At 34.4% G+C, this 21,327-nt stretch carries 20 protein-coding genes; 9 read left to right on the top strand and 11 right to left on the bottom strand.

From position 1 onward, the window contains the following. The first annotated feature begins 50 nt into the window (after positions 1-50). The 7 genes from HYN86_RS07355 to HYN86_RS07325 all read left to right on the top strand — a co-directional run bounded on the left by HYN86_RS07355 (position 51) and on the right by HYN86_RS07325 (position 4,559). On the top strand, positions 51-335 hold the full coding sequence (locus HYN86_RS07355) for a hypothetical protein (protein ID WP_113677455.1): 285 nt from the start codon (positions 51-53) through the stop codon (positions 333-335). A 10-nt stretch (positions 336-345) separates the two neighbouring features. Further along, the gene (locus HYN86_RS07350; protein ID WP_113677454.1) at positions 346-1,428 is read left to right on the top strand and encodes a WG repeat-containing protein; all 1,083 of its coding nucleotides are present in this window, start codon (positions 346-348) and stop codon (positions 1,426-1,428) included. A gap of 3 nt (positions 1,429-1,431) precedes the next feature. After that, positions 1,432-1,764 (top strand): DMT family transporter, encoded by a 333-nt coding sequence (locus HYN86_RS07345; RefSeq protein WP_113677453.1) that lies wholly within the window; start codon positions 1,432-1,434, stop codon positions 1,762-1,764. Between the two features lie 148 nt (positions 1,765-1,912). After that, a complete protein-coding gene (locus HYN86_RS07340) occupies positions 1,913-2,755 on the top strand; it encodes a bifunctional helix-turn-helix domain-containing protein/methylated-DNA--[protein]-cysteine S-methyltransferase (RefSeq protein WP_113677452.1) in 843 nt (280 codons plus the stop codon). A 106-nt stretch (positions 2,756-2,861) separates the two neighbouring features. Then, complete coding sequence (locus HYN86_RS07335) at positions 2,862-3,575, top strand: 2OG-Fe(II) oxygenase (RefSeq protein ID WP_113677451.1); 714 nt, start codon at positions 2,862-2,864, stop codon at positions 3,573-3,575. 143 nt (positions 3,576-3,718) lie between these two features. Further along, positions 3,719-3,964 carry an Ada metal-binding domain-containing protein gene (locus HYN86_RS07330; protein ID WP_113679877.1) on the top strand — a complete coding sequence of 82 codons (246 nt, stop codon included), beginning with the start codon at positions 3,719-3,721 and terminating at the stop codon, positions 3,962-3,964. Continuing rightward, complete coding sequence (locus HYN86_RS07325) at positions 3,951-4,559, top strand: alpha-ketoglutarate-dependent dioxygenase AlkB family protein (protein WP_113677450.1); 609 nt, start codon at positions 3,951-3,953, stop codon at positions 4,557-4,559. The genes HYN86_RS07330 and HYN86_RS07325 overlap by 14 nt, the downstream gene beginning before the upstream one ends. A gap of 14 nt (positions 4,560-4,573) precedes the next feature. Here HYN86_RS07325 and HYN86_RS07320 read toward each other — a convergent pair whose 3' ends face one another. Both HYN86_RS07320 and HYN86_RS07315 read right to left on the bottom strand, forming a co-directional pair. After that, complete coding sequence (locus HYN86_RS07320) at positions 4,574-4,891, bottom strand: MmcQ/YjbR family DNA-binding protein (protein WP_113677449.1); 318 nt, start codon at positions 4,889-4,891, stop codon at positions 4,574-4,576. Positions 4,892-4,952: 61 nt separating this feature from the next. Then, the gene (locus HYN86_RS07315) at positions 4,953-5,708 is read right to left on the bottom strand and encodes an NUDIX hydrolase (protein WP_113677448.1); all 756 of its coding nucleotides are present in this window, start codon (positions 5,706-5,708) and stop codon (positions 4,953-4,955) included. A 289-nt stretch (positions 5,709-5,997) separates the two neighbouring features. On the opposite strand from HYN86_RS07315, the gene HYN86_RS07310 reads away from it, so the two are divergent. Together HYN86_RS07310 and HYN86_RS07305 are read left to right on the top strand one after the other, a co-directional pair. Then, entirely contained in the window at positions 5,998-6,255 is a 258-nt protein-coding gene (locus tag HYN86_RS07310; protein ID WP_113677447.1) for a hypothetical protein, read from the top strand. Positions 6,256-6,411: 156 nt separating this feature from the next. Continuing rightward, positions 6,412-8,433: a hypothetical protein gene (locus HYN86_RS07305; RefSeq protein ID WP_113677446.1), complete on the top strand. Its 2,022-nt coding sequence runs from the start codon at positions 6,412-6,414 to the stop codon at positions 8,431-8,433. A gap of 54 nt (positions 8,434-8,487) precedes the next feature. Here HYN86_RS07305 and HYN86_RS07300 read toward each other — a convergent pair whose 3' ends face one another. The 9 genes from HYN86_RS07300 to HYN86_RS07260 form a co-directional block, all read right to left on the bottom strand. Beyond that, on the bottom strand, positions 8,488-10,719 hold the full coding sequence (locus tag HYN86_RS07300) for a glycoside hydrolase family 3 N-terminal domain-containing protein (RefSeq protein WP_113677445.1): 2,232 nt from the start codon (positions 10,717-10,719) through the stop codon (positions 8,488-8,490). A gap of 13 nt (positions 10,720-10,732) precedes the next feature. After that, complete coding sequence (locus HYN86_RS07295; protein WP_113677444.1) at positions 10,733-12,157, bottom strand: glycoside hydrolase family 30 protein; 1,425 nt, start codon at positions 12,155-12,157, stop codon at positions 10,733-10,735. Continuing rightward, positions 12,158-12,997 carry an endonuclease/exonuclease/phosphatase family protein gene (locus HYN86_RS07290; protein WP_113677443.1) on the bottom strand — a complete coding sequence of 280 codons (840 nt, stop codon included), beginning with the start codon at positions 12,995-12,997 and terminating at the stop codon, positions 12,158-12,160. Between the two features lie 72 nt (positions 12,998-13,069). Beyond that, positions 13,070-14,143, bottom strand: coding sequence for a glycoside hydrolase family 16 protein (locus HYN86_RS07285; RefSeq protein ID WP_230406440.1), 1,074 nt, complete (start codon positions 14,141-14,143; stop codon positions 13,070-13,072). 116 nt (positions 14,144-14,259) lie between these two features. After that, complete coding sequence (locus HYN86_RS07280) at positions 14,260-15,732, bottom strand: glycoside hydrolase family 30 protein (RefSeq protein WP_113677441.1); 1,473 nt, start codon at positions 15,730-15,732, stop codon at positions 14,260-14,262. Between the two features lie 29 nt (positions 15,733-15,761). Further along, on the bottom strand, positions 15,762-17,234 hold the full coding sequence (locus HYN86_RS07275) for a glycoside hydrolase family 30 protein (protein ID WP_113677440.1): 1,473 nt from the start codon (positions 17,232-17,234) through the stop codon (positions 15,762-15,764). Between the two features lie 79 nt (positions 17,235-17,313). Next, a complete protein-coding gene (locus tag HYN86_RS07270; protein WP_113677439.1) occupies positions 17,314-18,768 on the bottom strand; it encodes a glycoside hydrolase family 30 protein in 1,455 nt (484 codons plus the stop codon). A 145-nt stretch (positions 18,769-18,913) separates the two neighbouring features. After that, positions 18,914-19,798 (bottom strand): hypothetical protein, encoded by an 885-nt coding sequence (locus HYN86_RS07265; protein WP_113677438.1) that lies wholly within the window; start codon positions 19,796-19,798, stop codon positions 18,914-18,916. A 19-nt stretch (positions 19,799-19,817) separates the two neighbouring features. Beyond that, positions 19,818-21,326 (bottom strand): RagB/SusD family nutrient uptake outer membrane protein, encoded by a 1,509-nt coding sequence (locus tag HYN86_RS07260; RefSeq protein WP_113677437.1) that lies wholly within the window; start codon positions 21,324-21,326, stop codon positions 19,818-19,820. Position 21,327 lies beyond the last annotated feature (1 nt).

The following is a 21,327-nucleotide window of genomic DNA, read 5'->3' as shown; positions in this document are numbered from 1 at the left end:
CGAAATTTTAAGTTTAAATTTGAAATTAAAGAACCCGCCAAAATATAATTATGATTGAAAAAGTTTTATGTGAAGTACATGGCTCAAAAGAAATGACTTTTGGCTGTATTCATATTGCAATGGCAATAGACACGAAAGATAAAGTCGGCTTTTTCTATTCCGAAGCCGAAGAAGATCTTCCGCAAATTGCTTGGTGCGATGAATGCGAACAATGGCTGCTGGATAATGGCGAGGAATGGACTGAAGTTTTTCAAGCCAAAGCCGATTTTAAAATGCTATGCGCCGATTGCTTTGATGAAGCAAAAAATAACGAAACAGAAGTTCATCTGCGATAAATAAATTTCCATGAAAAAGATTGTCCTTCTTTATACTTTTCTTGTTAGCTGTACTTTATTTGCACAAACCAGCGATACATGGACTGCTTTTTGGAACAAAGACACTACAAAAATTGGTTTTCAAGATAAAAATGGTGTAATTAAAATTGAGCCTAAATTTACGGGTTTTACGATTGCACGTAAATTTGAAAATATTATTGCTGTTACAGAAGAGGAAAATAACAAGTGGAAAAGCTATTACTTAACTAAGGAAGGAAAAATAATTGGGCGTGACAGTTTGTATACTTTTGATAATAGTACAGATTGCGAAAGTGAGGGTTTTATAAGATTTCGAGATCCGAAAACTGATAAAATGGGGCTCTTCAACAGCAAAGGAACAATAGTCATTCCAGCCGATTATAGTGCTTTATCGAATGTTAAAAACGGAATGCTTACCGCTCTTATAGATGCGAAAAAAGAAAGAGAACAAGGCGATGAACATTTTTTCTGGTCTGGCGGAAAAGAACTCTTAATAGACATTACTAACAAAGTTTTAATTGACAATTTCGTTTACATCCGTGATTTAAATTTTTATTCTTTAGAAAAATCAAAAGAACCTAGTAAAGATCCAATAAGAGAAAATTTCAAAGGAGTTGACGGACAATATTACTCTTTCATAAATTTTGAAAAGGAATTTAAATTTTGGTTAGAGAACACTTTACTTAAAGATTTATCCAAAGCCAATTTAGAAAAACATTCTTTTGATAAAATTACTTACTGGAAAGAACCAGACGGCTGGATAAATTCGGCGAAAGCTAAATTCATCAATCAAAATTATACCTATTTAAAATTAAAACTTCAGGAATTACAAAATCTAAAAACCGATTATTTTATTAGTTCTGACGGACTAAATCAATTTATTTTTGAATCAAGTGAGTACGAAATCTATTTCAATAATTGCAATGAAGCAAAAGATTGGTTGTATCCCACTATGGATATTGTCATCAATCCAAAAAACAAAACAGATCTAGGACAAGATCATTTTGAGTTTTTAAGAACAGAAAATGGTTATAAATTAATAAGTGTCTCAACAAGACAACATAATCTTAAATAAAACATGAAGAATTTTTTATTCCTATTTATTGCCATTGTTTTCGAAATCATTGCTACCTCAGCATTAAAAAAGTCTGAAGAATTCACCAAATTAATTCCAAGCATAATTACTGTTATCGGGTATTGCGGCGCATTTTATTTTTTAAGTTTTGCAATTAGAACGATTCCTGTTGGTTTCGCTTATGCCATTTGGTCTGGAGTCGGAATTGTACTAATTACCATCATTGGTGCAATTTTCTTCAAAGAAATCCCAGATTTACCCGCAATAATTGGGTTGAGTTTAATTGTAATTGGTGTTGTTGTAATTAATGTTTTTTCGAAAACTACAGCGCATTAAAGACATTCGATTTAAAATTTGTTTCAAGTTTCAGGTTTCAGGTTATGCCGGAACGTGAAACCTGAAACTTGAAACAAAAAACTAAGCAAGTTTCGGATTTTATACCTTCTAAAACCAATCGATATTTGTATTATAAAATTGAATGAAGATGAACACACAGGAAACCATCAATTATAATCGTATCGCCGAAGCTATAGATTATATCAAAGCTAATTTTAAAGAGCAGCCCAATCTCGATGAGGTTGCGGAGAAAGTGCATTTGAGTCCGTTTCACTTTCAAAGACTTTTTAGCGAATGGGCAGGAACAAGTCCGAAGAAGTTTTTGCAGTACACAAGTATTGAACATGCTAAAAAACTACTCAAAGAAAATCGGGCAACGGTTTCAGAAACAGCTTATGAAACTGGTTTGTCCGGCACAAGCCGACTTCACGATTTGTTTGTAAATATCGAAGGAATGACACCTGCTGAATATAAAAACGGCGGCAAAAATCTCGAAATTAATTACAGTTTTGCCGAAAGTCCGTTTGGGAATATTATTGTTGCGTCAACTCAAAAAGGTGTTTGTTTTATGGCTTTCGCCGAAGATGAAACAATCGGATTTGTGGATTTAAAAAACAAATTCCCAAATGCGTCTTTCACAAGAAAATTAGATTTAGCACAACAAAATGCGCTATTTATTTTTCAAAACGACTGGAGAAAATTATCTGAAATCAAACTGCATTTAAAAGGAACCGATTTTCAATTGAAAGTATGGGAAACTTTATTAAAGATTCCAATGGGACAGCTTTCTACTTATGGTTCGATTGCACAGCAAATTGAAAAACCAAATGCATCACGAGCAGTCGGAACTGCAATTGGCAGTAATCCTGTTGCGTTTTTAATTCCGTGTCACCGCGTAATTCAATCTTCTGGAATCTTTGGCGGTTATATGTGGGGAAATACCCGAAAAACGGCCATAATTGGCTGGGAAGGTGCGCAGGTAAATCAATAATTATAAAAAATTCTCAACACAAAAACATATCTGTACAGACGCACTGCGGTGCGTCTCTACAGATGTGTGTATGCAAATATTCTTCATTAATCAAACTAAAATTATTATGCAAACTATACAATCTAGAATTGCTTCTCAAAACTGGGAAAGCATCACCGAAACTATGCACCAAAATGGTTTCTCTATTATTCCAAATCTTCTCACAAACGAAGAATGTGAAGATTTAAAATTCGACTATGACAATCCAAATTCATATCGAAAAACTGTGGTAATGGAGCGTTATCGATTTGGTTTAGGTGAATATAAATATTTCAATTATCCTCTGCCCGATTTGATTCAGAATATTCGAACTTCTATTTATCCGAAATTGGCACACATTGCAAATGCTTGGATGAAAGCTCTTAATATCAACACTATTTTTCCTGAAAAACATGAAGAATTGTTAAAACAATGTCACGATAATAATCAATTGAAAGCGACGGTTTTGATTTTAAAATATGGGAAATGTGGTTTTAATACTTTGCATCAGGATTTGTATGGTGATGTTTATTTTCCTATTCAAATTGTACTTTTTCTTTCAGAACCTGACGAAGATTTTACTGGTGGAGAATTTGTATTAACGCAGCAAACGCCAAGAGCACAATCGAAAGCAATTGTTTTAAAACCAAAAAAAAGGGATATTCTAGTTTTTACTACTAACTTCAGACCTGTAATAGGAACAAAAGGATATCACCGTGTCAACATGAAACATGGTGTCAGTGAAGTTCATTCTGGTGAACGTTTTACCCTTGGGATTATTTTTCATGATGCGTTAAATTAAGGTACAAAGGTAAATAGTGTCTGTAGAGACGCACCGCATTGCGTGTACACAGAGATTATCGACAGAGATTCTTTGCGGAAATACGTGACCTTAGACCCACTGTGGTGCGTCTCTACAGAATAAAAAATCGTAAATTATCAGGAATGCTTCAACACAATAAAATTTCAGATTCAGATCTTCGAAATAAAATTAAAAATGCGGAAATTTGCTTTGGCGGCAACCAGAAACTAAAAATCTACGGAACGCTGCAATGTGCTTCGGGAAAAAGAATGAAACGCGAAAATCGTGTTTTCTTTTTGTCTGAAAATGAAGCCAAAGAAAATGGTTTCAGGCCTTGCGGTCATTGCATGAAACCCAAATATTTAAAATGGAAAAATGGACTTATTTAATCCCCAAATAGACGAAACTACAAATTTGCTTCCTAAAGATGGAACTGTAAATTATTACGGAAAATTGTTTTCAAGAGAAGAAGCTGATTTCTATCGCGATATTCTGCTCAATACAATTGAATGGAAAAATGACGAAGCCATTATCTTTGGAAAACTAATTTTAACGAAACGAAAAGTAGCGTGGTATGGCGATCGGGAATTTGAATATACGTATTCGAATACGACCAAAAAAGCGCTGCCTTGGACTCCTGAGCTTTTAAGGTTAAAGAAAATCATTGAAGAAAAAACAGGGGAAACTTTTAATTCCTGTCTGCTTAATTTATATCATTCTGGCGAAGAAGGAATGGCGTGGCACAGCGATGCTGAAAAAGATTTAAAGAAAAATGGCGCAATCGGATCTGTAAGTTTTGGTGCCGAACGGAAATTTGCCTTCAAACATAAAGAATCTAAAGAAACCGTTTCAATGATTTTAGAGCATGGAAGTTTATTGGTTATGAAAGATGAAACCCAAAGCCATTGGCTGCATCGATTACCGCCAACTAAAACCACTCAAAAACCAAGGGTAAATTTGACTTTTAGAACAATTGTCAAATAGTATTTGGAATAGTATTACTTTTTACCTAGAACATTTTGGTACGAACGTATTAACGCATCTTCGAACATTTCTGGTCGTACTTTTGAAAGTTCCACAATGGTCCAGCCTTGTTTTCCCCATTTATTTAGAACGGGATAAAAAATCATTTCGCTGGAAGCACAAAAAACCGATTGATCGATTTCGTTTAATTTTAAAACCGCACGATTATTCTTTTCATCAAAAGTGGCGAATATTTTCTTCTTGACACGAAAAGAGGTTTTCTCAAAATGAGGTTCTTCAGATGCATCTGGAAATGATAGAGCTAATTTTCTAAATGTTTCAATTGAGATCATAATCGTAAATTATTTATCAGAACTAACATATAAAGTCTGTTAGATCTCGGTTAAACAAATTTTACCATCCTTGATTCAGTCCATTTTTTAAAACCTCATCGTATTTTTCTTTATCAAAAGAATACAAGTTTGGTGCTTTGTGCGCGACATTGCTTTTCTTTTCGTCAAGTTTCGTTAGAATTCCGATATTAGTAATTTTGCGTAAAAAATTCCTGCGGTCCAGCTTTTTGTCCAAAATAGTTTCATACAGTTTTTGCAGTTCTGGAATCGTAAATTTTTCTGGCAGTAAATTATAACCAATTGGCATTAAATTCAATTCCACTCTTAAAGTATCCAGCGCTTTATCGAGAATCTCACGGTGATCTAAAATAAGTTCTGGAACTTCTTTATGGTCAATCCATTCTACAACTTCATATCTGTTCATCGGATTTGGAAGAATTTTAGAAAAATCAACCAAAGCATAATATCCAATTGTAACAAAACGGCGCGTAAGCCATTTTCCTTTTTCTTCTTCTATTTGCAGGTACTCTAAAATCTTTTTATCGAAATGCTGTTCATTTCTTTTTACTTTTCCAAAAGTCGCAAATTGTCTCAAGAAAACACCTTCTACACCAGTTCGACCATTTAGTACCGTATTTGCTGCAGTATCAATATCCTGATCTACCGGAATAAATCCGCCGGGAAGAGACCATTTAGCTGCACGTTCTACTTTTATCAATAAAACTTTAAGCTGATTGTCGTGAAAACCAAAAATTACACAATCGATAGAAAGTCCAGGCTGGTAATTCTCATTATTATCTATAATGTCTTTTAGCATTCGAATATTTAAGGGTAAATCTTTCTTTCAATAATACTGCAATTTACTGCATTTTATAAAACTAATTTACATTTACGAAATTGTGTTTTAATTTTTAATGGTTAGAGAAGGTGTAAATCACAATTTAACGAAAATTTTAATTTCAAATTTAAAAAAAATAATTACATTGCGTCATAATAACACATTAAAGATTTAAATTGCTAAATTCAAAGTTATTTCCAAGAAAAGCATTACAAATCAGCTTGTTCTATTGTAGAAAGCAAGCAGTGAAAAGTTAAAATCAGAAGTTATGATTGACAATCCGTTAAAAAATATTAATCAAAAAATTAGAACCAAAATCTGGAGTTCATTCGGTTTTGTTTCGAAAACATATCTTCTGGAAGCTTCTTTAAAATATAGTGAAGAGCAGGAAAGAATTTTTAATGAAATGATTGTCGAAACTGATGTAAAAAATAAAAAAGCAAAACAAGAAGCTTATGAAAAAGCTTTATATGCTTCATACAAAGGAATTGGTGCAATGGATTTCATAAATACAGTATTAAAATAACCTTTACACATTTTTATAATTTATAATGCAGCCTCACTTCCTTTCAGTGAGGTTTTTTTTTGACATATATTTTACAATTATATCGAGTAAAATCGGGCATTATTACTTACTTTAGCTCTTTTGAAAGTAAGAATATACTCCTGTAAAATTATAAATATGGAAAACATCATAGAATCAGAAAATTACAAAATTCAAAAACCCGAACACTGGGCTTCAAAAATTGATGACAATCAGCTGATCGAATATATAAAAGAATCTGATTTTTCAAATAAACAGGTTGACGAAGGGCGCGATTTCTGTTACTTCTTAGATAAAATTTATTATACAAGTGATACAGAAAACAGCGAATATGCCTGTGTAGCTTATACGCTTAATGAACCTTCAAATCTAGAAAGTGCTTCTGTAAAAGATGTTATTGTTGAAGAAAATGAAACTTTCATTATACACAGAATCAGTGTTCTGAGAGACGGTGTTTTAATTGATAAAATCCCAGACACAAAGATTAAAGTTTTGGATAATGAAAATCAAAGTGAAGGCGGTGTCTTGAGCAGTACCAAAAAAATAAATATAACGATTAAGGATTTACGTCTTTATGATATTTTAATTGCTGAAGATTCAAGAGTAAAAGTTTTTACCGATCGTGATTTCCTTAGAAAAGAATATTTAAAATATGTTTATGTAACTCCAAGTACTTACTGGGCTTATGGAAATTACAAATTTACTTTTATTAATGACCGAAAAGCGACAATTGCGTACAAGAAAACATTCTACAGAGATGAAGCTGGAAATGTTTTGGAGCCGGAAATTAATTATCTAAAAAAAGGAGAAAGATTTGTAATTGAAAAAGAAAATTACATCAATTCTTTTGATATAAACAGGGAAATTGCTCCTTATATTGATTTTGCAACAGACAGCAACTGGACAGATTTATCCAATTATATTTCACCCTTATACGACGAAATTTATAGTAACGCTTCTTTAAAAGAATTTGCTCCCAAGCTGGTAGAAAAACTAGATGCGATTTCTGATAAAGATGAGCAGCTTCGATTTGCTGTTGAATATGTACAAAACCACGTAAATTATATTTTTAATGCTGATGAAATGAATGGGCATAAGCCGCAAGAGCCAGCTATAACTTACGAAAATAAACAAGGAGACTGCAAGGCTAAATCTGTTTTACTGAAAGTGGTTTTAGACTATATCAATATTGATTCTTCTGTTGTTTTGGTTAACTTCAATTCAGATCATTATATCAAACATTATCTGCCTTCGCTTCTTACTTTTAATCATGTGATTGTAAAAATCAATTATAAGGATGAAACTTATTTTATTGATGCTACAGCCAGAGATGAATTTGGACTAATTGAATACCGTTGCTATATTTACTTTATGCATTATTTGGAAGTAAAACCAAACCAGCAGTTACAAATTAGACAGCCGCACAGATTTTCTTATTATGGAATTAATGAAAAAGTAGATTTTAATGCACAAAATAATGAGGGGCATCTAAAATTGACTACTACATACAAAGGAAACCGTGCCAATTACATGCGTAAATACTTTAAGAATACGAATAAAAGGGAAATAATCGACAGCTGGAACAATTTCTTATTTTATACTTTAAATTATTCTAGTGACCGAAATGGAACTGATCTTAGAACAGTATTTAAAGATGCGTCAATTGAAATTGTAAGCGATGATAAAACGTTGAATGAATTTACAATTCAATACAATTCATCTATTGAAAATCCTTATTTTACAGATGATCAAAAGAATCGTTTTTTGATGTATTTTGATCGAAATGTGGTGAAGAATAATGCCCGCGATTTTATGCATACCGATGTTCCGTTTTGGCATAATTTTGACAACGAAAAATATGAAATCAATCTTCATACAGATCAAAAAATAGATACCGAAGAGAAATTTACGCGCCAGGAAAGCGCCATAAATAATCCTTATTTTGATTATACGAGCCGTAAAAAAGTAACTAAAAACAGTGCTTCTATTTTTGTAGATTTTAAACCGCTGGTTAATTTAGAAATTCCTGCAGCTGATTTTGAAAAGTTCAGAACAGATCATCACACGATTGCCGACAGCAATTTTGGAATAGGAATTGATATTATAGAGCAAGGTTTACTTAATCTTATAAAATTCAATTTTAAAAAACGTCTTAAATAATTCGTATAAAAAATGGGGCTTAAAGGCCCCATTTTTATTTATAAAAGTAAATTACTACTTAGCCAGTAATTCAAAATCAGATTTTAATTTAATATCTGCAGACGAAGCTCCAATCATTACTTCAAAATCTCCTGGCTCAGCTGTCCATTCCAATTTATCATTGTAGAAAGAAAGTTTTTCTTTATCAATTGTAAACTCCATTGTTTTAGATTCTCCTGCATTTAATTTCACTTTTTTGAAATCTTTCAACTCTAAAACTGGTCTCACAACAGATCCAAATTTATCTTTCAAATACAACTGAACTACTTCTTCTCCAGCGGCTTTTCCAACATTTGATAATTGGAAAGAAACTTTAATCGTTTCGTTACTTTTTATTTTTGATGCCGATAATTTCAAACCAGAATAATCAAATTTTGTATAACTTAATCCGTATCCAAAAGGGTATTTAGGAGAGTTTTTTAAGTCAATATAAGCCGAAACATAATTGGTTTCGCTTTCTGTTTTGGCTGGTCTTCCTGTACTAAAATGATTGTAATAAATTGGCACCTGCCCTACTTCTCTCGGGAAAGTCATTGGCAGTTTTCCAGACGGATTGTAATCTCCAAATAAAACATTTGCAATTGCATTTCCAGCTTCTGTACCCAGCCACCAAGTATAAACGATTGCAGGAACATTGTCTGCTGTCCAATTGAAGACAAGAGGTCTTCCTGCATTAATTAAAACGACAACTGGTTTTCCTGTTGCTTGAATTACTTTTACCAAATCTTCCTGAACGCCTGGCAAATGAAGGTCACTTCTACTTTTTGCTTCACCGCTCATGTCGCGTCTTTCACCAATACTCAAAATCACAACGTCGGCTTGTTTTGCAGCTGCAACAGCTTCTGCAAAACCGTCTTTGTTAGTTCCCTCAATTTCACATCCTTTAGCGTAAAGCAGCTTTGTATTTTTACCCACTTTATTTTGAAGACCATCCCATTGTGAAACAATCCATTTATTATAATCAACCTCTGGAAGTTCTACAGACCAGAATCCCATATTTTCTTTGTATTCTTTTACCATTGGTCCGATGAAAGCAATAGTTTTTACATTTTTTGAAATTGGTAAAGTCTGGTTTTCATTCTTTAATAAAACAATACTTTTCTGCGCCACTTCAAGTGCTGCTTTTCTGTTTGCTGGATCTGACAAGGCTTTTTCAGCACGCTTTTCATCCGAATATCTGTAAGGATCATCAAATAATCCTAATTCAAATTTTTTGCGAAGAATACGTTTTACGGCATCATCCACTAAATCAATAGAAACTCTGCCTTCTTTTATTAATTGAGCTAGATTCTGACGATATGCATTACTTTCCATATCCATATCGCTTCCGGCAGTAATGGCAGCATAAGCGGCTTCTTTAAGATCTTTAGAATAACCATGCGCTACCATTTCGCCAATTGATCCCCAGTCTGAAACCACAAAACCTTGGAAATTCCATTTTCCTTTTAAAATATCTCTTTGTAAATGAGCATTTCCTGTTGCTGGAATTCCATTAATATCATTAAATGAATTCATAAAAGTTGCTGCACCTGCATCTAACGCAGCTTTAAAAGGCGGCAAATAAGTTTCAAACAACATTCTTTCGCTCATGTCTACAGAGTTATAATCTCTTCCGCCAACACCTGCGCCGTAAGCTGCAAAGTGTTTTACGCAAGCCATAACGGAGTTTAAATCGCCCAGTTTATTTCCTTGAAAACCTTTAACTCTAGCATAAGCAATTTTAGAACCTAGATAAGTATCTTCTCCTGCACCTTCCATAACACGGCCCCAGCGCGGATCACGCCCAATGTCGACCATTGGTGCAAATGTCCAGTGAATACCGCTCGCCGCTGCTTCTGTCGCTGCAACTCTTGCCGCTAATTCGATTGCTTCTAAATCCCAGCTTGCTGCTTCTGCAAGCGGAATTGGAAATGTAGTTTTATAACCGTGAATAACATCCTGACCAAATAACAACGGAATTTTAAGTCTTGACTGCATAGCCAATTCTTGATATTGTCTGGTATATTTTGTTCCAACAACATTTAACATTGAGCCTATTAAACCTTGTTTAATTTCGGACTGTTTGTTTGGATTAATAGTTATTGGTCCAGTTGCCTGATTATCTCCTGTGTACTGATTTAACTGTCCAATTTTTTCTTCAATTGTCATTTTCTTCAATAGATCGTTGACTTTCTGATCTATTGTCTGCTGTTGTGCCGACGCAAAAAGCGAAAACAGCAACAGTGTAATTGTGGTTACTTTCTTCATAAGTTTAAGTTGTTTACCAAACGTAGGTAGCTACTGCACCCGCGTTTAGTGTGGTTGAAGTTTGTTTTTGGTTGTATTTGATATTAAAAGTTTCTGCCGAAGCTCCATCATTTTCTACAATCAGAACGATTTGTCCTAACGGAGTTTTAAAAGAAACATTGTGTAAATTTCCTACTATATTACTAGCTATTCTTACTGAACCTTCTGGTACAAATTTAGAAGCATGTCCTATAATATAATATCCCACTTCTCTTTTTATATTTTGGTTTTGATCGATCATCAACGCTCCTTTACAAGTCGAACATCCTCCTGGTGTAAAAGGTTTGTAAAATTCATCATTGGCTAATCCCCACGAAAGTGCATTTTTACTCCAGTTACGCATAGAACCAATTACTACATTTTTGACACTCCATTTCAAGTCAGTTTCAAAATTTGTTCCTGTTCCTGTATATTGTTCGGTAAAATACAAATCTTTATCTGGAAAAGCATTATGAACTGTTGTTAGAGCACTAATATCTCCTTCGTATAAATGAAAAGCTGAACCAGCAACAAAAGGATTTGCTTTTGGATCTTTTAAAATCGTCAAAGGATATTCGGGTTTGTTGCAATTATGATCGTAAACAATAATTTTGGTTTTGATTTTGGCTTTCGCAAAAGCGGGACCTAAATGATTGCCTATAAAATCTGCCTGCTGTTCTGCCAGCATCAATAAACTTGGATTGTTTCCTGGATGCAAAGGCTCGTTTTGAGGTGTAATGGCATCAATAACAATTCCATGCGATTTCATTGCCTGAATATATTTTACAAAATATTCGGCATATACCTGATAATACTTGGGCTGTAAACTACCGCCTTTTGAGCTTCCGTTATCTTTCATCCAAACTGGAGGCGACCACGGAGAACCCATTATTTTAATCTTAGGATTTATGGCTAAAATTTCTTTTAAAACTGGAATTACATCTTCTAAATCTGGTCCTAAATTAAATTTTTCCAATTTTAAATCGGTCTGGCCTTCCGGCATATCATCATACGAAAAAACTTTCTCATTCAAATCTGATGCTCCAATACTAACTCGCAGATAACTCAAACCAATAGCATCATTTTTTCTAGAAAACAATTCCTGAAGCAAAGCTTCTCTCTTTGGTTTGTCTAGTTTTATAATTGCCTGAGCACTTCCGCCGGTTAATGAAAACCCGAAACCTTCTATGATTTGAAATTTCTCCGCAGGATTTACCTCAATTGTCTGATTTGAATTTGCCTCTGAACTAAAAACTAAATCAGGCTGTTTTTTGAGTTTTGAAGTCTCGTCTGAAGTAGTCATCCAAGATTCAACTTTTCCCGAATTAGCTGTAACATTTTTTGAAGATCCGCAATTGAACTGCATGGCTATTACAGGCAGTAAAACTAGGATTTGAAGTTTTTTACTGATGTTTTTCATTTAATCTATTTCTATTAAAACAGGTAAATGATCCGACGGATATTTTAAATCTTTAGAATCACTTAGAACTGCATGTTTCTGAATATTAAGTCCGCTATTTTTTGATATAAAGATGTAATCTAATAATAATGTTACGGGTTCATTATGCTTAAAGTCGTTGAAAGTTCCTGAAGGTCCAAAAGGTTTTTCTTTTGAAACATCTTTGGTATCATCCATTACTTTTTTGATCTCGACAATTTGTTTAGTCTCAGGTTCTGAGTTAAAATCTCCCATTAAAAAAGCGGGATAGTTTTTAGTATTTATTTCTTTTATTTTAGAAAGAACAAGTTCGACACCTTTTACTCGGGCAACTTCTCCCATATGATCTAAATGAAGATTAAAAACCCAAAACGTTTTCTTGGTTTTTAAATCTTTAAAAAGACCGTAAGTACAAACTCTGTTACAAGCTGCATCCCATCCTCTTGAAACCACATTTGGCGTTTCTGACAACCAAAAAGTATTGGATTGCTCTACTTTAAAACGATCTTTTTTATAGTAAATCGAAGAAGCTTCTCCCAAACCTCCTTCTTCTCTGCCGATTCCAAATTTGTTATAATTTGGCAGAGCCGATGCTATATCAATAACTTGATTGGGTGTTGCTTCCTGCACTCCAAAAATATCCGGGCTGTAAAAACGAATTTGAGAAGTAAAATAATCTTTTCGCTTTGGCCAGGCGTTTTCTCCATCTGAAGCAACATCTAAGCGGATATTGTAGGTCATGATTTTTAAATTCTGACCATAAAATGAGTTTACAGCTAAAAGCAGCATTACTGCGAAAACAAGTTTGTTTATCTTTTTCATGTTAAAAAAATTTTGATCTGTAAAGCTAGTTTTTCCCAAGCTTTACAGAAAAAAATCTATTTAAAAGTTATGTTAATTATACACCCTTACATAATCAACTTCGTAGGTTGCATTTGTAAAATTTGGATCTACAGCTCCTCCAAAGTTTCCTCCCATTGCAAAATTTAGAATGATAAAGAATTTTTGGTTAAACGGAGTTGTACTTGAATTTTTGTAAGTATAGAATAAATTATCATCTACATAAAATTTAATATTCTCAGCACTCCATTCTGCCGCATAAATATGAAATTCTGTAGTTGAGTTTGGAGCAGTTGTAGTTTTTGTGTCAGGAGTATTTCCAGAACGCCCTGGAGAATGAAGAGAGGAATGAATTACATTCGGGTTGTTTCCAACTGATTCTAAAATATCAATTTCGCCGCAGGCAGGCCATCCAGCGGTATCAATATTATCTCCAAGCAGCCAGAATGCAGGCCAGGTTCCACCACCAGCTGGTAATTTTGCTCGAACTTCTGCTCTTCCGTATTTGAATGAAAATTTACCTTTCGTGAGCATTCTTGTAGAAGTATATTGACTGCCTAAGTAATTTTCTTTGATTGCCGTTATTTTAAGAACTCCTCCTTCAATTTTTACATTTTCAGATCGGTTGGTGTAATATTGTAATTCATTATTTCCCCAGCCGTTACCAGTTCCTGTATTGTAACCCCATTTTGAAGAATCTGGCGCACCGTCAACATTAAATTCGTCTGACCAGATTACTTTTCTTGCTATATAAATAGTGACAGAAGTTGAACTGCTAATAAATTTCCCACCATTATAAGCCGAAACAATAATTGGAAAAGTTTGTGTTCCAGAACCTGTAAATTCGTAGGTTAAACTGCCCGTTGTAACTTCTTTCAGTTCATTATTGATTGAAACTTTATAAGATGTTGCATTTGCAGCATTCATCGTCAATTGAATTTTTCCGCTTCCGTCCCCATTAGGATTTTCTGCTGTTTTTCCAACAACTTCAACCTGAACAGAAAGATTTGTCGGCGCTGCCGAAACCGGAGCGTCGTCTCCTCCGCCATCGTTATTACTGCTGCAAGATTGAAATACAAATAATAAGATTAGTGTAAACACACCAGCCCTATTTACAAGGTTGATCATTTTCATAGTTTATTTAAGTTGGTTATAGTTAATAAATTGAATATCAATATAGATATAATTTGTCTATTTTTTGCTTTTATTATTATTAAAGTCAAAATAGATTAATTTAAACCTTTTTATTTCCAAGTATAAGTTCCAACTGATCCTGCTTCTAGAGAAGTTGCAACCCACTTTCCGTTAAATTTAATATTGAAGGTTTCTGTTGCCGATCCATCATTTTCAACAATCAAAACTTTAGATCCAGAAGGTGTAATAAATGCGGCGTTTTGTAAATTTCCTCCTGAATTACTTTCAATTCTAATAGAACCCATTGGAACAAATTTAGAAGCATGCGCAATAATATAATACGCTACATTTCGCTGATAACTATCTGAAGATGTAATTGTAATAGCGCCTTTACACATGGTACAGCCTCCATCTGTATGCGGACCAAAATTGGCATTATTAGCTACATTCCATTCCAAAGCATTTTTACTGTAATTTCTCATTGAACCTATAATTACATTTCGAAGATGCCATTTTAAGTCGCCCGCAAACTGTCCTTCAGACGATGTCCATTGTTCTGTGAAATATACATTTTTAGTGGGATACGAATTATAAACATTGGTTAAAGCACTAATATCTCCCGCATAAAGGTGAAATGCTGAACCGTCTACAAAAGGAAACGCATCGGCATCTGCCAAAACAGCTTTAGGATAATTAGGATTATCGCAATTGTGGTCGTAAGCGATAATTTTTACCTTTAGATTTGCCGTTTTGAATGCCGGCCCTAAATTATTTTTAATAAAGTTCGTCTGGTCTATTGCAGACATATACATACTTGGATTATTTCCGTCGTGAAGAGGTTCGTTTTGAGGCGTTACCGCATCGATCGTAATTCCCTCTGCTTTCATCTGCTGGATGTATTTTACAAAATATTTTGCGTAAACATCATAATATTCTGCTTTCAATTTACCGCCTTTAAAACTGTTTATGTCTTTCATCCAAAGTGGTGCAGACCAAGGTGTTGCTAAAATTAAGATTTTAGGATTAATGGCCAGAATTTCTTTCAGCATTGCAATCAGGTTTTTATCTTTTTCTAAACTAAATTTAGCCAGACTCAAATCTGTTTCTCCCGTTGCAAGATCATTATAAGTAAAAGGTTCTGCATTTAAATCTGATGCGCCAATACTGATCCTGATATAACTTACTCCAATTGAATTTTCTCCTGTTCCAAATAACTCCTGCATAAGGGCAGTTCTTCTTGCCGCATTTAATTGATTTATAACATCTACACTTCCACCCGTTAGTGTATATCCAAAACCATCAACCGTTTGATATTTCTGAGATTCTTTAACTTCAATATTGGTATACGTGTTTGGTAATGTACCAAATCCTAATGTACCAGCCTGCTTTGCTAATAAAACGCTTTGATCTCCTTTTGTCAGCCAAAAATCAACATCGTTTGTAACAACCACAGGAGGGTTTACAACTGGCGGATTTACCGGTGGATTCTCGACAGCATCATTGGAAGACGAGCATTTTACCTGAGCCATTACGGCTGTCATAAAGAAAAATGCTTTTATTGTATTACTGATATTCAATTTCATTTTCTTGGTTATTTAGTTAGCTTGCACAATTAATATACAATTGTCTGTATAGCATGCGCCGGAATTGTAATTGTATTTTTTATGTTTTGATTTTCTAAAGAATAAACAATCTCTTTTTCAGATTGATTCATTACGATAGTAATCAATTGTCCGTCAGAATTTTTAAAAGAAGTACTCAATAAAGATTTATCACTTATTGTTTCCAATACTCTTTTGGCATTTGGCCTAATAAATTTGGAGAAATGCCCAATATAATAGTACATTGGAGTGATAATTAATTCATCTTCTGTAGTGTCGGCATGAATGGGCGCAAAGCAAAAATTACCCACATGATTCGGTCCTCCATTTTGGTCTAAAAGAATATTCCAATCTGTCCACGCAGCTGTTCCGTTGTTAAAATCATTAATCATATTGATTCCGTAACGTTCTGCATTTCCCCAAAACTGATATTTTTTTGCATCAAATTTTTCAATACAGCCTTCTGTAAATATTAAATTTTTGTTTGGAAATGCTTCATGAACCTTTGCTACAGATTCAAATTGAGGCGGGCCTCCGTTCCAGGTTTCATACCAATGAAATCCAATTCCCCACGCGTATTTAGAAACCTCAGGATCTGAAAAAACAAGATTAGCACGTTTCTCCAGCATATCTCCTCTGTTGTGATCCCAAATAATGACATTTTTAGAACCTAATCCTTCTTTTTCTAAAGTTGGACCAAGATGATTTTTAAGAAAATCCCTTTCTGCTTCTGGAGTATAAATGCAAGATTCCCAGCTTTGTCTGGCCATTGGTTCATTTTGAACTGTTAAACCCCAAATTGGAATCCCTTCTTTTTCGTAGGCTTTTATAAATTTTGCATAATACAATGCCCAAGATGGTGCAAATTCAGGCAGCAAAACGCCGCCGTGCAAAATATCATTATTGTCTTTCATAAAAGCTGGGGGACTCCATGGGCTTACAAATAATGTTAGTTTTCCGCCGGCTGTTTCAATTGCTTTTTTAATTAATGGAATTCTATATTTTCGATCGTGATCAATAGTGAAGGTTCTCAAATCCTTATCTCCTTCAGCAATATAAGTATAGCTTTCGCTGCTAAAATCACAGCTGTGAATATTGGTTCTCGCTAAAGTATAGCCAATACCATTTTTTTTGTCGTAGTAGGCATTTAAAAATTCCTTTTGTTTTTTAGGAGATAATCTGGCGAAAACTTCTGCAGTTGCGTCTGTAATTGCACCGCCAATTCCGAGGAAAGTCTGATCTGTTTTTTCAGTATTTACAATAATGGATACTGTTGAAGTTTTTTGTTGTGTACTGTTGTTATTCGAAATTAAATCATTAGATAATGACAATTTCCAATTGGTGTTTTCGGCAGTTGTATAAACCTTTATTTTGTTGTTTTTCTGCGATGAAGCATTGTTTTTATGAGCTGTAAGTTTTGAGGAAAAACAGCTTAATTGTATTAGTATAAAGGCTGACAGCACTATTTGAGTTGTGGCTTTCATATTGTTTTTAAATTAAAAGTAAGAGAAGACCAATAAGGATGATTCAAATTGGCCCTCTGCTTTACTTTACTACAAAATATTAATAAACAAGCGTTTGTATAGCTCTAGGCGGAATTTTAACTACCGCTTTTGCCGCTCCAATAATCAAATTATAAGTAAGCTCATTTTCTGACTGGTTCATAACAACTGTTGCCATAGTTCCATCAGTATTTAAAAATGATGTGCTTAACAGTGCGCTTCTGCTGACCGCAGTACTTACTCTTACCGCATTTGGACGTATGAATTTAGAAAAGTGCCCAATGTAATAAAAAGAAGGAGTATAAATTAATTCTCCAGTGGTTGTATCGGCATGTATTGGTGCAAAGCAGAAATTGCCAACGTGATTAGGTCCTCCATTTTGATCTAATAAAATATTCCAATCTGTCCAAGCTACCGTTCCGTTATTGAAATCGTTAATCATATTGATTCCGTAACGTTCTGCATTACCCCAGAATTGATATTTTGATGCATCAAATTTTTCTACGCATCCTTCTGTAAACATTAATTTTTTGTCTGGATATGCTTCATTTACTTTAGCAACATTATCAAACATCGGCGCGCCGCCAGACCACGTTTCATACCAGTGAAATCCCATTCCCCAAACATATTTCGCAGCTTCTGGATCAGAGTAAATTACATTGGCACGGTAATTCATTAAATCGCGGTTATGATCCCAAACAATGATTTTTTTATTACCCAGATTCTCTTTTTTCAACGTAGGTCCAAGATAATTTTTAATAAAATCTCTTTCAGCTTCTGCGGTATAAATACAAGATTCCCAAGTTTGAACTGCCATAGGTTCATTTTGCGTAGAAGTTCCCCAAATCGGGATGCCTTCTTTTTCGTATGCTTTTATAAATTTTGCATAGAAATTTGCCCATGTCTGATAGTATTCTGGAAGCAGTGTGCCGCCTTTTAGTACATTTTTATTACTTTTCATAAAAGCATTTGGCGACCAAGGCGCTGCATAAGTTGGCAGCTTTCCGCCTGCTTTTTGAATAGCTTGTTTTATTAAAGGAATACGATATTGCTTATCATGATCAATAGAAAAAGTTTTCAAATCTTTGTCGCCTTCTTCGATATAGGAATAGCTTCCACTGCTAAAATCGGAACTTTGAATAGTTGTTCTTAGCAAAGAATAGCCAATACCTTTTTGCTGATCGTAATAAGCGTTTAAGAATTCTGCTTGTTTTTCTTTTGAAAGTTTAGCAAATATTTCGGCACTTGCGTCTGTAATTGCACCGCCGATTCCCATAAAAGTCTGAAACTTTTTTGCTGGCTCTATAAAAACCGAAAACTCTGTTTCAAGAGGTTGTTTTGCTGCAGAAAAAGTCAAATTATCTGTTGAAGTTAATCGTAACTTTGAGTTCTCTGCGGTAGTGTAAACGGTTATTTTTTTGCCATTGGTTGTAAATTCTTTTTTTGTTTTTGGCTGTTGTGCAATAGCTGCAACAGTTAACAAAAGGCATAAAATATTTAGACTATTTTTTTTCATTCGCTCCCAATTATTATTGTTTTTAATTGAAGTTTTGGAGAAATCTAAAACAGATTTTTAATCTCTTTTAAAGAATTTAAAAAATAGCCCATACTCATAATGATTATGGGCTATTTACAACCAAACTTAAACTTAACTTAACTCTTTATTTTCCTCGTAATTCGATTTTTGAAACTGTAATTCCGTCTTTGGTGAAAGTATTTCCACCAGAACGGATTAATAAATAGATTTTTCCTGTTTCAGCAAATTTTACCACATTTGAAACCGTTCCTGTCTGATCGTTTTTTACACATCCTACAGTAGACAGCATTCCAGAGAAACCTGCTTTTGCACAACCATCCCAAGTGCTTAGTCCCATTACTTTGTTGTCTTTGTACTCAACACCAGACTGTGGCGCAGATTTACCTGCATATACTTCAAACCAAGTTTCATCAGAGCCGCTCGGACTTGAAACACGCATATTTATGGTATATTCTTTATCTTTCACAACATCAATTGCCTGATAAATTCCTTCTTGCGCCCAACCTCCCGGAGAGTGAATTGTAGCGCTACTATTTGCAAATGACCAAAAAGCAGCACCAGTAGCACTAAGATTTAAAATGCTCCATTTTGCCTGATCTTCTGCTGTAGCGAAAGAACCACCTTGCACTAAATTTCCTTTCAACGGATCTGAAGTTGTAACTACCACATCTTTTGAAGCTGTTGCTGTTCCTCCTCCTTTACCAATTGCAGTATGTTTGATCGCATAAGTTCCTGCATCTGGCAGTGATATTTCTTCTTCCATTTTACCTGCATATTCTCCAGCACCTGTGTCCCATAAAGATTTTAGAACTCCGTTTGTCTGAGCACTTAGTTTGTAGGTATTAACTTTACCTTCTACAGGAGTAATCGTAAAAGAAGCATCCACATTTGTATCTGTTAGTCCATTATCAACAATGGAATCATCTGGCTGACAACTTGTAAAACTTAATACGGCTGTCATAAAAAACAATGCTAAAAACCCTTGTTTTTTCATTAAATTTATTTTCATATGATATTGTATTAGCTTATTAGTATTGAGGATTTTGAACTAGTTTAGTATTTTCTAAGTCTTTTTGCGGAATTGGCCAAACTTCATTTTTTCCAGCAACAAATCCTTCAGCACCAAGAACAGAAGCTGCTTTTCCAGTTCTTACTAAATCGAACCAACGGTGTCCTTCTCCTGCTAATTCTAATCTTCTTTCGTTAGCAATTGCATCTAATGAAACTGGCACAGAACCTAATCCAACTCTAGCTCTCACTGCATCTAGTAACGCCTGTGCTCTAGCTCCAGTTCCGCCTAAAGCTTCTGCTTCCATTAAATAAGTATCTGCTAAACGAATTGCATAAGTATCTTGTTTATAATTTAAAGCTTGTGCTCCTCCACCTTGAGAAGTATCAGAGTTCAAAGGCATAAATTTCTTTAAGAAATATCCTGTGTCTTGATCGCCAGGTGCATAATTAGCTGCGCCAGATGCCTTTAGAGCACGAAGATCAAAAATTGTCGCATTAAAACGCGGATCTCCTTTTAAAGCATCGTATAAACTTTGAGTTACTGGATTAAAACTCCAGCCTGAGATATAATCTGGTAATGTCATATCATTTCTTCCATAACCTCTTGGACCAACCATAATATTAACCGAGTTACCTTCGTCATTTCCTCCACCCCAGAATCCCCAGTCTGCATTACTTTTATCTGTATGCATAATTTCGATAATAGACTCTGAGTTAAGTTTATTACTAATAACCCATAAATCTGAATAATTGTCAAGTAGTTTGTAACCGTACATGCTTGTTCCGCCTGGCGTACCGTTTACATCTGCAAATTCAGCAGCTGCTAAAGAGTTTTTTCCTTCATACAAATAAACTTTACCTAACAAAGCTTGTATAGATCCTTTAGAAAAACGTCCCGCTTCTGTAGCGACATTTACCGTATTTGGCAAAACAGCCTTAGCTTCAAGTAAATCTTTTTCAATTTGTGCATATACTTCTTCTGGCGTAGACTGCGTAATCGTGTAAGTCTCTGCTGGTGAAAGCGGCGCCGTAATTAATGGCAGGTTTCTAAAAGTTCTTACTAATTCAAAATAGTAATATCCTCTCAATGCTTTTGCTTCTGCTGCAAAGCGCACTTTTTTAGCTTCATCCATTTTTACATTTGGCAGCTTATCCAATAGAATATTTGCTCTTGCAATACCTTGAAAAAAGTCTCCCCAGAAACTTCTCGGCATATTGATTTTATCTAATTTATAATTATCAAAACCATGAATCCCTGCTCCGTCTCCAGGTCCTCCACCTCCAGCATAAAAATCATCTGAACCTGCATTTAGCATACAGACCATATTTTCAAAACCTTTGGATTGTTTTCCCATTATATCATAAGCAGCAATTAATGCTGAATAGGCTTCTGTCTCATCTTTATAATAGTTATCTACTAATGGCAGTCCCTTTGGATCTACTGTTAAAAAATCCTCGCCGCAAGAAGAGCTGAGAAGCAGTAAACCAACTGCGATGAATGAATATCTTATATTTTTAATTTTCATG

The organism is Flavobacterium fluviale (assembly GCF_003312915.1).
Taxonomy (GTDB): domain Bacteria; phylum Bacteroidota; class Bacteroidia; order Flavobacteriales; family Flavobacteriaceae; genus Flavobacterium; species Flavobacterium fluviale.
This window is presented reverse-complemented; position numbering and strand designations above follow the sequence as displayed.